This window comes from Desulfosporosinus burensis (assembly GCF_054657535.1).
On the sequence record NZ_BAAHYN010000001.1, the window covers coordinates 521,290 to 535,033 of the forward strand.

General features: G+C 41.2%; 13 protein-coding genes. All 13 read right to left on the bottom strand.

What is annotated here, in order from left to right:
* Nucleotides 1-21 precede the first annotated feature (21 nt).
* The 13 genes from ACYQ3Q_RS02765 to ACYQ3Q_RS02825 all read right to left on the bottom strand — a co-directional run bounded on the left by ACYQ3Q_RS02765 (nt 22) and on the right by ACYQ3Q_RS02825 (nt 13,728).
* Complete coding sequence (locus tag ACYQ3Q_RS02765) at nt 22-486, bottom strand: VOC family protein (protein ID WP_459927129.1); 465 nt, start codon at nt 484-486, stop codon at nt 22-24.
* A gap of 31 nt (nt 487-517) precedes the next feature.
* A complete protein-coding gene (locus ACYQ3Q_RS02770) occupies nt 518-1,939 on the bottom strand; it encodes a glucose-6-phosphate isomerase (protein WP_459927130.1) in 1,422 nt (473 codons plus the stop codon).
* Nucleotides 1,940-1,977: 38 nt separating this feature from the next.
* The gene (gene pfkA / locus ACYQ3Q_RS02775; RefSeq protein ID WP_459927131.1) at nt 1,978-2,949 is read right to left on the bottom strand and encodes a 6-phosphofructokinase; all 972 of its coding nucleotides are present in this window, start codon (nt 2,947-2,949) and stop codon (nt 1,978-1,980) included.
* A 91-nt stretch (nt 2,950-3,040) separates the two neighbouring features.
* On the bottom strand, nt 3,041-4,024 hold the full coding sequence (locus tag ACYQ3Q_RS02780) for a DnaA/Hda family protein (protein WP_459927132.1): 984 nt from the start codon (nt 4,022-4,024) through the stop codon (nt 3,041-3,043).
* Nucleotides 4,025-4,132: 108 nt separating this feature from the next.
* Nucleotides 4,133-5,035 (bottom strand): selenium metabolism-associated LysR family transcriptional regulator, encoded by a 903-nt coding sequence (locus ACYQ3Q_RS02785; RefSeq protein WP_459927133.1) that lies wholly within the window; start codon nt 5,033-5,035, stop codon nt 4,133-4,135.
* A gap of 117 nt (nt 5,036-5,152) precedes the next feature.
* The gene (locus ACYQ3Q_RS02790) at nt 5,153-5,671 is read right to left on the bottom strand and encodes a peptidylprolyl isomerase (RefSeq protein ID WP_459927134.1); all 519 of its coding nucleotides are present in this window, start codon (nt 5,669-5,671) and stop codon (nt 5,153-5,155) included.
* Between the two features lie 70 nt (nt 5,672-5,741).
* A complete protein-coding gene (locus tag ACYQ3Q_RS02795) occupies nt 5,742-6,356 on the bottom strand; it encodes a DedA family protein (RefSeq protein WP_459927135.1) in 615 nt (204 codons plus the stop codon).
* A gap of 181 nt (nt 6,357-6,537) precedes the next feature.
* A complete protein-coding gene (locus tag ACYQ3Q_RS02800; RefSeq protein WP_459927136.1) occupies nt 6,538-7,908 on the bottom strand; it encodes a SpoVR family protein in 1,371 nt (456 codons plus the stop codon).
* Between the two features lie 74 nt (nt 7,909-7,982).
* On the bottom strand, nt 7,983-9,116 hold the full coding sequence (gene yhbH / locus ACYQ3Q_RS02805) for a sporulation protein YhbH (RefSeq protein ID WP_459927137.1): 1,134 nt from the start codon (nt 9,114-9,116) through the stop codon (nt 7,983-7,985).
* 18 nt (nt 9,117-9,134) lie between these two features.
* On the bottom strand, nt 9,135-11,036 hold the full coding sequence (locus ACYQ3Q_RS02810; RefSeq protein WP_459927138.1) for a PrkA family serine protein kinase: 1,902 nt from the start codon (nt 11,034-11,036) through the stop codon (nt 9,135-9,137).
* A 252-nt stretch (nt 11,037-11,288) separates the two neighbouring features.
* Entirely contained in the window at nt 11,289-11,822 is a 534-nt protein-coding gene (cobO, locus tag ACYQ3Q_RS02815; protein WP_459927139.1) for a cob(I)yrinic acid a,c-diamide adenosyltransferase, read from the bottom strand.
* Between the two features lie 2 nt (nt 11,823-11,824).
* Nucleotides 11,825-12,352, bottom strand: a complete 528-nt coding sequence (locus tag ACYQ3Q_RS02820; RefSeq protein WP_459927140.1) for a hypothetical protein — start codon at nt 12,350-12,352, stop codon at nt 11,825-11,827.
* Nucleotides 12,353-12,465: 113 nt separating this feature from the next.
* On the bottom strand, nt 12,466-13,728 hold the full coding sequence (locus ACYQ3Q_RS02825) for a tetratricopeptide repeat protein (RefSeq protein ID WP_459927141.1): 1,263 nt from the start codon (nt 13,726-13,728) through the stop codon (nt 12,466-12,468).
* Between the last annotated feature and the right edge of the window lie 16 nt (nt 13,729-13,744).

The window sequence follows — 13,744 nt, forward strand, 5'->3', positions numbered from 1 at the left end:
AAAATATATTAACTAACCTTACTATAAACATTGTCTGACAAATTCAATTGGGTGCTGAGTACGCATTGCTGTTTCTTCAACCGTTAAGCCTTGACTTAAAAATCGTTTTACTACACTTTCCATACTTTCCCCAACTTCTATGATGTGCATATCCGGGTCATAAAATCTAATAACCTTTTGGCCCCATGGGTGTTCTAGCAATTCATGAATATATTGTATTTCAATAGTATTCTTTAGTCTCTCTATCAAACTGTAAATGTCTTCTTCTTCAAAATACAACTCGAAATTATTTGATTTTGCAGCAATATTCTCTGAATTAATGGTAATCATATTTGCAAAATGTGATTTTAGTTGTATAGAAAAACCCCCTTCGTACATCACATTTTCACCAAAGTCATATTTTACTTTCTGATTAAGTACCTGCTCGTAAAAACGTCTTGCAACATGCATATTGTTAACAACGATCAGAGCGCAAATAAATTTCATATGTAAAATTCTCCTGTAAAGATAAATGATCTTACTCCGGCAGTAGATACCGCGTATTACCATATTCCTCAATTTCCTGTTTCCTTGCCTCATATCCCTTGCGTCCCATTAAGGCATACGTCCCAATTTTCCCTTCCTCAACTCCTGGCTGATCAAAAGCGTTTATATTCAAAAGCTCTCCCATATAAGCGGTCTCCCACTCCAGCATAAGCAACAATTGTCCGACATGAAAGGCATCCAAGCTGGGAAGTACTATCTTCTGATGTTGTCGCCCCGCAATGGTTAGAGCGTACTCCGTAGCTTTCTGTTCTGCAATCAACAACTCTGCTAAAGTACGACCCCCTAAAAATTGAATATCCTCGGGCAACTCTCCAATGTCTGATGGGATCTTTTGGTCTTCCCTGAATTTCTCAACTGTCACAAACGCGATAGTCTTATCATCAGGACCCTCGACATATAACTGAACTTGAGAATGTTGATCGGTGGCTCCCAGGGCCTTAACGGGTGTTTGTCCGAGCTGAACTACGCTTCCCTGTCGATCCAGACGTTTTCCTAAGCTTTCTGCCCATAATTGAGCATACCAATCTGCTATGTTTTTAAGGCCGTCAGCATAGGGCATCAAGACAGTGATGTTTTTGCCTTTTCGCCATGACAAAAGAGCAAGTGCTGAACGCAATTGAGCAGGATTGGAAAATACCCCCTTCGTTTCTCGAATCCTCTGATCCATTTCTAAAGCGCCTTCGAGAAGCTGGTTAACATCAATTCCACAGATAGCAGCCGCAAGTAATCCTACGGGCGTCAGTTCTGAGAAACGCCCTCCAATAGCAGAGGGAATCACAAAACGCTGAAATCCTTCTTTGAGGGCAATCGGCAAAAGATTTCCTTTTTCTTTATCTGTGGTTACGACAATATGTTTGGCATAGTGATCTCCACATTCCCGACGCAAAATGTCCCGAATGATCATGAATTGAGCCATAGTTTCTGAGGTGTTGCCTGATTTACTAATGACATTAAAAAGAGTTTTACTTGGATCGAGTATATGTAACAATTCATGAAAACGCACTGGGTCAATGTTGTCCACCACATAAAGGCGTGGACGGTGACCACGGCCTTCTGGAGGAAGTTCGTTATAATAATAATGGTTAAGGGCTTGGTGAACAGCCATCGGCCCGAGTGCAGATCCACCAATTCCCAAGACAACAAAATTTTCAAATTTCAAGGCTGCCTGGTTTGCATACTCTATGATCTCAGTAAGTTGGCTTTTCATGGAGGGTAAAAGCCTCGAAAAATCAAGTTCCCCAGCTTCTCTCCGTTTGTCAAGTGAGGTCTGGGCGGCATCTAAAACAGCTTGGAGGTCCTTCAGTTCTGAATTTGAAAACCCCTTCAAATTTTGTGAACTTTGCATCATCCCCGTATAATCGAGCACAATTCCAGGTCGTACTTGATCTACCATGATTCAACCCCATTCTCTTATTTGATTGACCATAATTGCTAAATCGAAAGCTCATTGGCCAAGTCATATAGGTCTCTGTTAAAGGGGCTCCGTGTTCCATAAGCGGCATCAATGGGACTAGAGACCACCCTCTGATTGACATATGCAGTCATCCGATTAGACTCTCCGGCCACAATAATCTCAATCGCTTTTCCGCCCATGGCTGCTGCAATCACTGCATCTAGAGCGCTTGGATTTCCACCGCGTTGTAAATGGCCTAAAACAGTAATTCTCGTCTCAAATCCAGAACGTTCCCGTAATTCTTCTCCAATTTTGTAGGCACTTCCCACTCCTTCAGACACTAAAATAATACTATGATTTTTCCCACGTTGATGACCACGCTTTAATTTTTCACTAATCTCATCCAAATCGTAGGGGATTTCAGGCACAAGAATTGATTCTGCTCCACAGGCGATACCGGCCTGCAGGGCAATATTTCCGCAATCCCGACCCATAACCTCTACTATGAAGGTGCGCTCGTGGGAGGACGCTGTATCCCTGATCTTGCTAACTGCGTCGACTACCGTGTTAATGGCGGTATCAAATCCTATCGTCAAATCCGTTCCAGCGATATCATTATCGATAGTCCCTGGAATCCCCACGACCTGAAATCCCTTAGCCGCTAACGTCTGTGCTCCACGAAACGACCCATCTCCGCCAATCACTACCAAAGCGTCAATCTGTAACTTATGTAACTGGTCGATGGCCTTTTGTTGCCCTTCAACTGTCCGCATTTCTTCGGATCGTGCCGTTTTCAAGATAGTTCCGCCGCGAAGCACAATATCCGCTACTGAACCTATGGTCATTTCTTGAATTTCTCCATGGATAAGTCCCTCATAACCACGGTTTATCCCGAAAACATTTAAACCGTGGTAAATTCCTTTCCGAACCACTGCGCGTAGGGCTGCGTTCATTCCGGGAGCATCTCCACCACTGGTCAGCACTGCTATCCGTTGTATATTACCTGCCATCGGATCACCCCTTATCATTATCTTGCAATCTATGACTTTTTACTCTGTTTATACTCATCTTATTCGTAGGAAAATAGACCGGTTTCATGCTTTAATCACTAATTAATTTTGCTTTAAAAGTGTTGATAATAGATTGATATTTTTTGTTTAATTCTTCGTCTTTAGCCAGCTTTTCATGCATTTTATTAAAGGAGGTTATCATGGTATTATGATTACGGTTAAAATAACTCCCTAAGGCAGGATAAGAAAGCTTACAGAGTGTCCGAATGGCGTAAATTGCCATTTGTCTAGCCTCATTCACCTGTTGTTTCCGATCTGGACTCTGCAACTCTTCCAAGGAAATACCCATGGTCTTACTTACAACGCGCATAATATTGATTGGATCAGCGACTGAATTTCGGTCGCTAATTTGCTTTTCCCAATAAGCCTGAAAACAAGAGAGGCTCAGCTCATCCTGACAGACTTCAGCGAATTGAATAAATTGGGTTATTGTGCTGATTGCATCCGCTAAATTATCTGTACACTCAGAGATTACACTCACCACTGAATTATCCAGATAAAGGCGCTTAGCGTGAATATAATCCATCAGGAAAAGCTCTAATTCATGGTTTAAAGGTCGATGCACGGGGATAACGACTCCACTTAAAAACCGCGAGGCCAGCCTCTCCCCCAGAAACTCTAGATTTAGTAATTCCGCTTCAACTGAGACCACCATCTTTCCTCCATTACCAATGACGTGTTCATAGGTATAGTGGAGTTCCTCGATCGACTTGGACTTCCCTGTTAAAGATTGAAGATCGTCTATTAAAAGGAGCTCTGCTGTACGGTAGCGTTGACGAAATAGGTTGAACTTATTCTCATGAGCTGCATACGCATACTGGCGTGCAAAAGATAAGGCATCCGTCATTTGGCTTTCATGCTTCAACTCAATTTTTTGATACAGATAGCGTAACAAAGCCGATTTACCGATCCCTCGTGGCCCATAAATCAGCGTAACCCCTGGAGCGTTTTCTAGCTGGTAACCTTTGATCATACGCCATGCCCGACAATTAAAGTCACTTATAAACCATTTCAAGAATGCCTCTCCTTTATTAACTAGTTACCAAACTTTACTGTCAACGTCATTATGCCATAAGACAGTCGAGGAATTTAGTCTTAACTGTCGAAGGGGTCTGACCTCTGACTACTGGCCTCCGACCTCCGACTTCTGGCTAGTCAGATACCGATAAAACTCTTCTGCAATAACCGTTAACTGTTTAGTACGACGGGTTAAAAGGTAGAAACCGCGCTCTAGGTTAAAATTATGAACGTTCATCCAGACTAGACCTTGTTTCTCACCAGACTCTAAAGCATGCTTTGACAAAAACGAGAAGCCAATGCCAGAACGAACAGCATTTTTTACAGCTTCTGTACTTCCAACTTCTAACACGATATTAAAATCATTCAAATCAAAACCACTTCTCATAAGTGCTTCCTCGAAAGCTCTCCGATGTCCGGACCCGGACTCACGTATGATCATGGGATAGTTTTTAAGTTGGCTAAGTTCAATGCTTTGAGATAAATTTAAGACATGGTCATAAGAAAATACACAAGCTAGTTCATCCTTAAGCCAAAAATCAGAGGTTAGTTTTTCAGTATCAAAAACCGCTCCCACAACGGCAAAATCCACCTCATGAGTTAGAACTTTTTCGGCCATCTCCAGACTGTCCCCTATGGATAATTTAAATTTAATCTCTGGATACAAGTTCCGAAAAGAGGCTAAGTATGCAGGAAGTAAGTATTCACCAGGGATGTGCGAAGCGCCAATATGAACTTTCCCATTCATGACTCTTTCTGATCCCCCGATTTCTCCCATTAGTTCTGACCATTCATCCAGCATTTGCAAAGTATGCCGATAAACAGTCTCACCCTCCGAGGTTAAGGCAAAACCCTTTCCTTTACGATATAGCAATTTCACCCCTAATTTCTCCTCAAATGCGCGGATTTGATTCGAGACTGCAGGTTGACTGATTCCCAATTTCCGCGCAACTACTGTAAAACTCTGTTCCTCTACTACTTGACTGAATAAACGCATTAAATCTAACATGCTACCCCCTCCAACCAAAGAAGCCTTAGTATATTTACTAAATAAGTGTAAAGAAGAAGAGGGCATAGCCCTCCTCTTCAAAGATAGATAATTTTAAATGTCAGTTAAATCGGACACCTATAGTTGAAGAGTTACTTTCTTCATTCTTTGATCTTCTAACGGTTTATCTCCACGATCTTTCGGTACACTGACAATTCGATCGACTTCCTCCATACCTTCGATGACCTTTCCAAAGGATGCATACTGCCCATCTAAGTGGGTTGAGGCCTTGACCACAATAAAAAATTGAGAACTGGCAGAATTAGGGGCTGATGTCCGAGCCATAGAGATAACTCCACGGTCATGTTTTAAATCATTTTTAAACCCATTACCAGAAAACTCGCCACGGACTGTTTGTTTACTTCCACCCATGCCTGTCCCATCAGGATCCCCGCCTTGAATCATGAAGCCTGGAATAATTCTGTGGAAAATTAGACCATCGTAAAAGCCTTGAGAAACAAGCGTAACAAAATTCTGAACAGTTTCAGGCGCTATCGAAGGATAAAGTTCAAGTTTAATAAGGTTACTGTTTTCCATTTCGATGGTTACGATTGGGTTTTGCTTAAGTTCATGATCTTGAGAAGTTTCATTTGTCACCTAAGTGGCCTCCTTTATGATTGGGTTTTTTCTTATGTATTATACCACTGTGGATAAATTTTCCCTAATTTCATTCATCCTTACTTATTCGACCTCGCCTCATATTATAGAGATAGATCAAGAAAACAATAATGGCAAGCACAATTGCGCCCCGGGCCAAGTAACCATGCATGACGAACGTAATTTTCCGCCAATGCTCACCAAGAATTCTACCAAGGGTAATGAATGTTAACGACCAAAGAAAGGCGCCTGTCCCAGCTAATGCAGCATATCGTCCATAATGAAGTTCACTCATACCAGAAAAGTAGGCTGTAAAATGACGAAATCCAGGAAAAAAATATCCTATCACAATCAAGCTATCACCATACCGCTGAAACCAATGTTCAGCTTGGGCAATCCTTTTTTCATTGAGATGAAGATAAGGGGCAATCTTATGCAAGAACGGGATTCCTAAACGCCTGCCAATCCAATAGCTAAGATTCATACCTAAGAAACTGCCAAGAGTGGCAATTACAAGGGTTTTTCCAAAAGCCATATGACCCACTGAGGTTTGAAAACCACTGAAGGTCATTAGAAATTCATCGGGGACAGGAACCCCTATCATACCAAACGTTAGCAAGATGAATAAGCCAACATAGCGATAGTGATAGATTATGTCTATAAAATTCAGATCAAGCCCGTGCATGGTCTACCTGCTTTCCCCATTATCTTTGTCGTATTTACATTTGTCATTTTAAGCTTTGCGTCGACTTATTTATATATATTCTACCTTCTAATGTGATATTCCTTTAATTATATGCAAAGCAGATGCAATTTTCTAGCATCTGCTTTGCATAAAGCGTATTAATCAACTGAGGGGTTATTTCTCAACCGTTCGTTGTCTGTCGTCGGCTTACAAGCCCATTAGCACATTCAAAAAGAACCTTTTTAGTATCGACCACCGTTTCAAGAACGACTGGCTTCCCCCAAAGAAATTGTACAAGAGCTAGGGTTTTTTCTAAATAGACGATATCAAGATCTAATCCTTCGTGACGATGTTTAAGCGATAGTCCTCCTTTACCATCATGATCCCCTCCGAGCACCACAATCCGTGGATTACCCCCATTAACCAATTGTTGCACAAGGTTGTCTCGCACTTTCTCCCATTTATTGTCTGTAACCTGCCAATGCGCTCCGATTTTGCGGAAATTGAAAAGATTTAGCTCCTCTACTAACTCGAGAGTAAGGTGATTGCGGATAAACGAAAGGTCATTTTCAGTTTCACGAAGCTCCCATAAATAATCAAGGGGTTTAACCTTAGCAAGATATTCCCATATTTTCACGCCCAGATAATATGGATTTAGCCCTAAGCGTGAAGGCTGGACGACTTGACTATGCATTATTGCAAAGTCAAGCGACTCCGCATCGCTAAGATCTAGTTCGCGCATAATTCTGGCATGCCAAAAGGTCGCCCAGCCTTCATTGATAATCTTCGTCTCAATTTGGGGATAGAAATATAATGACTCCTCACGAACGATACTGACAATATCTCTTTGCCATTCATTAAGTCCAGGTGCAAATCGAATTAAATAGAGTAAAAGATCCTCAAACTCTGGTGGAGTCACTAATTCTAAATTGTCCTTTTGTTTGTCTTCCCAAAGATCTTCATACGGTTGAGATCTCCTGTTGACAGCTTTCTTTCGACAATTGTCCTGCTGATTTCCTGATTTATTTTCGATTTTATGGCTTTTGGGACTAATATGCGATCGAAAATCCACATGTTCTTGAATAGCAAGCACTGCATCTAAGATTTTTTCAACCCGGTCTCTCCCATATCGAATTTCATAATCTCGAATTTTTTCTGCATGAGCCCCCATCCGTTCAACCATATCCTTTGGAGTCCGCGAAAAATAACGATTGTTATTAAAAAAATCAACATGGGCATAAACATGCCCAATCACAAGTTTATTTTGAATTAATCGATTTCCTTCTAACAAAAATGCATAGGCAGGATTTGTGTTAATCACAAGTTCATAAATCCTGCTCAAATTCAAATCATATTGTAACTTCATACGGTGGAAAGCTTTGCCAAAGCTCCAGTGTGTAAAACGCACCGGCATTCCATAAGCTCCGAACGAATATAATGCTTCGGCTGGAACAATTTCAAAGTTCACAGGACAGAATTTGAGTCCCATGCCACGGGCCACGTGAGCGATTTCTTGCGCTATCGTACTTAAGGATCGCTTCTCACTGTCCATGACTACCCTCCTAGCGATACCACGTTTGAGCGTTTAAGAGAACTATCGAAGTCATGTCGGCGGGGTACAAGATATTAAGAAAAAACAGTTTTTAGTGCTTCATATACCTCAGTTCGATCCCTGATCGTTACTAGACGAAGTTTGGGATCGGAAATACGTTTTAATGTTGACATTAAAGTACTGGAGTAGTGAGTTCTTAAGATCTCTCCATAGCCTACAATTTGGCTTATTTCAACCAATTGTTTCATGAGAGACAAGGCTCTTGTATTATCAGAACCGATATTATCCCCATCCGTAAAATGAACTGGGTAAATATTGAAGTGAGCTGGAGGATAGTCCTTTTCCACTAAATCCAAAGCATATTTATAAACGGATGAACAGCGAGTTCCTCCACTTTCCCCACGGGTGAAGAATTCTTCCTCGGTAACTTCCTTAGCCTCAGTATGATGAGCTAAAAACCGAATTTCCACGTTTTCGTACTTAAGACGCAGGAAACGGACCATCCAAAAGAAAAATGTTCGGGAAATATACTTTTCGAATTGCCCCATCGAACCTGAGGTATCCATCATTGCTAAAATCACTGCATTTGTCTCGAAATTCGGACGAGTCTCCCAGGTTTTAAAGCGCAAGTCTTCGGGAGAAATTCGTAATTTTGACTTCTTTTCCTTCTTTGCAAAGGCTTGCCTCTTAATACTTTCCAGTAAGGTGCGTTTCTTATCCACATTAGCCATTAACCCTTTTTTTCGAACGTCATTAAATTCCGGACGGTCATGGGCAATAAGGGGTTTTTTCTTATCATCTAAATTTGGTAGTTTTAATTCTTCAAAGAGAATACTAGCTAAATCCTCGTAAGAAACTTCAGCTTCATAGATATCTTGGCCAGGTGCTTCACCTGCCCCACTCCCTGCTCCGCCTTTACCGTCTCCTTGATCTCGACCTAAGATTTCTCCCGGAACCATCTTTTTAGTTCCCTGTCCGGTATGATTTTTTTTATTGAAATCATAGCGAAAACGAAATTCTTCCAGAGAACGCATAGGGATCTTGGTGTTCTTTTTGCCATCAGATAAGATAATACTTTCATCGACTATTAAATCGCCCAGTTGTTGCTTAATAATTTCTTCGACTTTTTCTTTGTGCCTTGTTTGGTCAAGATGTCCTTTACGATGTAAGCTCCAGTCATCACGACTCACGATAATCTCGTCAGACACACTAATCCCCCTTCCTCTTTAACGGTTAAGGAGGGCCCCAACATACTTAACAATCTCATTGGCACAGATTGGACAGTAGCCATGCTCTTTTACAAGACGATCCATGACATTGTTAATACGTCTCAATTGCTCCTGATCTGGATGGGCTACAGAGGTAGTAATTTTTACAATATCCTTTAAATCAGCAAACAATTTCTTTTCGATCGCTTCTTTCAAACGCTCATGAGACTCGTAGCTAAAGGTTTTTCCTTTTCGTGCATACATTGAAATCCGAATAAGAATTTCCTCACGGAATGTCTTTTTAGCATTATCTGAAACACCAATTTGTTCCTCGATACTGCGCATGAGTTGTTCATCAGGCGCTAATTCTTCACCCGTGATGGAGTCATATAGTTTTGTGGAATTGCAAAACGCCTCAACGTTATCGAGATAATTACTTAATAGTGATTTGGCAGATTCCTCGTAGGCATAGACAAACGCTTTCTGAACTTCTTTCTTAGCCATTTCGTCATATTCACGGCGAGCCACCGAGATAAGATTGAGAAGATTTTCTTTTTCCTCTTTCATAATAGAAGTATGCTGAGAGAGGCCGTCTTTCAAGGCCTTTAAAATATCCAACGCGTTGATACATGCATGTTCATCTCGAATCAAAGCCGTAGAAATGCGGTTAATTACGTAACGCGGATCTACTCCACTCATACCTTCTCCTTGTTCTTCTCCTTCCATTGCTAACTCCTTAATATCTTTCTGGTTAAACCCTTCCACGTCTTCCCCGTCATAGATTCTCATCTTTTTCACAAGATCCATGCCTTGTTTTTTCGATGGTTTCATGCGCGAGAGCACGCTGAATACTGAGGTCGCCCAAAGGCTATGAGGTGCCAAATGCACATTTCGAATATCGCTTTGACTGATTAACTTGTTGTATATTTTAACTTCATCACTAACGCGGAGATTATAAGGAATATGCATGACAATAATTCTAGATTGAAGAGCTTCGTTTTTCTTGTTGCCGATAAAGGCATGATATTCATTTTCATTCGTATGAGCAATGACCAGCTCGTCAGCGGAGATGAGTGCAAAGCGGCCAGCTTTGAAATTTCCTTCCTGTGAAAGACTTAGAAGATTCCAGAGAAACTTTTCATCCGATTTTAACATTTCTTGGAATTCCATTAAACCTCTGTTGGCCTTATTAAGTTCACCATCGAAACGATAGGCACGTGGATCAGACTCGGATCCATATTCTGTAATTGAGGAAAAATCAATACTTCCCGTTAAATCAGCAATATCTTGAGATTTAGGGTCCGAGGGAGTAAACGTACCGACTCCAACCCGTTGCTCTTCTGAAAAGAGGATTCTTTTAATGGGGAAAGACTCAACCTCACCGCTAAATTCCTCATCTAGTCTTAAACGACATACTGGGCAAAGATTTCCTTCGATACGAATATTATACCTTTCCTCAAATTGAGAACGTAAGGAGACTGGTAAGAGATGCAGAGGGTCCTCGTGCATGGGGCACCCTTCAATAGCATAGACCGCTCCTTCATCGGTTCTCGTGAAATCTTCAAGCCCTCTCTTCAGAAGGCTTACGATGGTTGATTTACCGCCACTCACTGGTCCCATCAACAGTAATATACGTTTACGGACATCTAATCGTTTGGCAGCACTGTGAAAATACTCTTCAATAAGGCGTTCCAAGGTTTTATCCATCCCGAATAACTCTTTGTCAAAAAATTTATATATTTTCTGATCTCCGATTTTCTCAACCCCGGCCGCTTTTATCATGGCATAGATTCGAGCATGGGCATGCAACGCTAAATTGGTATTTTCTGTAACCATCTGCAAATAATCTGCAAACGTACCACTCCAAGCCAGAGCAGCCTCTCCTTCACGATATTCACGTAACCACTTTATGACTTCCATGGTAACCCTCCCTTCTCTAACAACCAGCAAAACTATCGAGTCTAATTATGTATATGCCAATTCAAAGAAGTTAAGTCACTCTTCATTTGTGTATAATGTTTATAAAGAATCCCACGGGCATCTTAAGCGACTAAATTTACAGTTGTCTTCATATATGTATTGCTAAACTTCAAGCTAGAAAATTAAAATCGTCCATGCCTCCCCCCTTGATGGATCAGCATGGACGACCTACAAAATTTTGCGTTGAGCATCTTAGAATTCAATGCCTTGACGTGACATGACTCCTTGTTCAAAGGGATGTTTTTTCTGTACCATTTCCGTCACCAAATCGGCTCGATCGATTAAGGTCTGAGAAGCATTTCGACCCGTTAACACCAGCTCGACGTGAGAAGGCTTATTATTAATTAAATCTAGAACATCCTCTTCAGGAATTAACTCAAACCAAACCGCGTTAACAATTTCATCTAATATAACGATATCCCATTCTCCCGAAAGAATAATCTCCTGCGCTCTGGAGAAGGCCTTTTGCGCTTCCTCGATGTTCTCCTTGAGTGGTTCCCCTTTATGAACCCATCCAGGCCCTCCAAAGTGTTCGAGTTGACATTCCGGGTTCAAACGCTTTAAGCCGGCTAATTCTCCATAATTATCCTGACCTTTCATGAATTGGATAATATAGACTTGAAAACCATGCCCCACTGCGCGTATTGCTAATCCAAAAGCAGCCGTCGATTTTCCCTTGCCATGGCCAGTATATATTTGCACTAATCCTTGGGAAAGATTTGACATCGTTACACCTTCCGTATCCATTTTTCAAGCTGGGGATGTATATACACAACATTAGGTGAGGTTAGTATTTCCGGAAACCGCTCCAAAGTTTGCCGATTAAACGCAATCGAAAAAGACAACTTAATAGATGACTTTTCATCGGTTGCTCTTAGCTCTACTTTATCAGGATAAAAGTAATAAACATAGCTGCCATCTCGCCAGGAGATTTCTACTTCCCCTAGCTTTACACAGATTATTCCAAATTCCTCTACCTTCACAAAGGATACCCCTGTGAACCCTTGTTTAAATCGTTCTGCTTCCAAGGCAACCTGTCCAACTTTAAATTGGGATTCCAACAATTGTTCTACAATAAGTCGGGCTGGGATAGAAATGTCTTCAAAAACCCTGCGCTCACTGCGCAATTCAACAAGCATTCGCTCAAATTTTTGAACATGGATCGAACGCACCAGTTGAGCCTTCTTTAAAGCTTTTTCAAAGGTATGATACACATCTTCCAAGCATTCGAGGAGTATTGCATCTTCTTCCCGCATGATAGTCCCCCCATCCCTCCCTTTATTCAGAGAGACATTCTATAACTTCATTCTAACTGAACTACAATGATTAATAAAGCTAGATTTTCATTATTTGAGGAAATATCTTGCATTTACTTTTTCCTGCGCAAACGTTTAGAAACCCTTTGAACTCTTAACTCAATCCAATCTGTTGCTACTTCAGCTTCGCGCCCCTTTTCGAGAGCCTTCCAATAGCAATTGAGTGCATCACGAAAATTACTGCGTTTTTCGTAAAACTCTGCCAAGTGTACTAATGCTTCTAATGAAAATTCGCTACGAACTTGAAAGACCTCATCAGACTTGTCTTGAAATTTCAGCGGACCTTCCTTGCGCTCCTGAATTTCTTTGAGAATGGCTAAAGATTTCTGAACTTCGCTAATTCTAAGCTCATCATCAAATGATTCAAAGAGGTTTAAAGCTTGTAGATAATATAATTCAGCCTTAGTAAAATCCAGGGTAAGGAAAAGCAGACCAGCCAAATTCTGATACCGTAAGGCAAGGTCGATATCTTGTTTAGGATAAAACCGGATCGATAATTCTAGATAATATTTGGCTTCTTGATTATTCTCTAAGAACTGCTCGATTTTACTTAAGAAATAGCAACTTTCACTAAATACCTCACTTGTTTCAAACTTTAAAGAAAGTGCCACTGCCCTTTGTTGACAATCAAAAGCTAAGAGCATTTGGTTCTGCTCAAAGTAAAGTAAGGCTAAGTATTGAAGTGTTGTTGATAAAGGGACTAAATCAGCTAGCTTAGCAAATAGCTGACAGGCGTGCTTAAGGGTTTCTAGAGCTTCATTTATTTGCCCCTGTCGAAAGTACAACTCGCCTAACAAAAGATCCAATTCCGCTACCCCTTTAAGAAAACCGTACAAACGACAGAGTTCTTGTGCCTGTGAAAACGCCTGCTTGGCTCTGGTCAATTCTTCGAGGGCAGAATAAACTTGGCCAAGATCAGCATAGAGCATGCCTAACCTTAACTGTGGGGAGGAACTTGGATAAATCGAGATTGCCTGGCGATATTCTTCGGCTGCTTCCTGGAGTTTTCCCTTTTTAACTGACACACTGGCTAGCCCCGCCCAGGCTTCAGCCATCCCTTTAGCATTCTCTACTTCTTGACAAATACGTAGCGCTTCCTTAAAACCCTCTTCCGCAAAGTCTAAATTACCTAAACGCACTCTTACAGTTGCTAATAATCTTAATGTAAAGGCAACAATTTCGGGAACGCTTAATTGATATGCCTTCAAAAGACCCTGAATATAGTAAGTTTCTGCTTTTAGATACGATTCTTCACCTAGACACTGTGTTCCATCCTCCATAAGGTTCCGCCAAACAAATAATTCCCCATCATGCATATTATCCCCTCCGTGT

Coding starts and splice junctions, on each gene's coding strand:
- ACYQ3Q_RS02765 (WP_459927129.1), bottom strand. CDS start 486: ATGAAATTTATTTGCGCTCTGATCGTTGTTAACAATATGCATGTTGCA.
- ACYQ3Q_RS02770 (WP_459927130.1), bottom strand. CDS start 1,939: ATGGTAGATCAAGTACGACCTGGAATTGTGCTCGATTATACGGGGATG.
- pfkA (WP_459927131.1), bottom strand. CDS start 2,949: ATGGCAGGTAATATACAACGGATAGCAGTGCTGACCAGTGGTGGAGAT.
- ACYQ3Q_RS02785 (WP_459927133.1), bottom strand. CDS start 5,035: ATGTTAGATTTAATGCGTTTATTCAGTCAAGTAGTAGAGGAACAGAGT.
- ACYQ3Q_RS02795 (WP_459927135.1), bottom strand. CDS start 6,356: ATGCACGGGCTTGATCTGAATTTTATAGACATAATCTATCACTATCGC.
- ACYQ3Q_RS02800 (WP_459927136.1), bottom strand. CDS start 7,908: ATGGACAGTGAGAAGCGATCCTTAAGTACGATAGCGCAAGAAATCGCT.
- ACYQ3Q_RS02810 (WP_459927138.1), bottom strand. CDS start 11,036: ATGGAAGTCATAAAGTGGTTACGTGAATATCGTGAAGGAGAGGCTGCT.
- cobO (WP_459927139.1), bottom strand. CDS start 11,822: ATGTCAAATCTTTCCCAAGGATTAGTGCAAATATATACTGGCCATGGC.
- ACYQ3Q_RS02820 (WP_459927140.1), bottom strand. CDS start 12,352: ATGCGGGAAGAAGATGCAATACTCCTCGAATGCTTGGAAGATGTGTAT.
- ACYQ3Q_RS02825 (WP_459927141.1), bottom strand. CDS start 13,728: ATGCATGATGGGGAATTATTTGTTTGGCGGAACCTTATGGAGGATGGA.